Origin of the sequence: Olsenella uli (assembly GCF_901212655.1) — a bacterium.
Lineage (GTDB): Bacteria > Actinomycetota > Coriobacteriia > Coriobacteriales > Atopobiaceae > Parolsenella > Parolsenella uli_A.
Genome location: NZ_CAAKON010000048.1, coordinates 2,372 through 2,670, shown reverse-complemented (window position 1 = coordinate 2,670; position 299 = coordinate 2,372).

Here is a 299-nt window from a genome sequence, read left to right as displayed (position 1 = left end):
GCTCCCCGCGCATGCGGGGATGATCCCCGCATTCTCACAAAGCACTTCACGCCCGGGCGGTGCTCCCCGCGCATGCGGGGATGACCCTTCTCTCTTGACGCAACGCAAATCACGTGGATAGTGCTCCCCGCGCATGCGGGGATGATCCCACGACCGAGCCGGGCGTCTTCGGCTCAGAGAGGTGCTCCCCGCGCATGCGGGGATGATCCTCGCCAAGACCTCAACGAGCGGGCTTGTGGATAGTGCTCCCCGCGCATGCGGGGATGATCCCGTCGGGGATTTTCAATTGAATCGAGGTT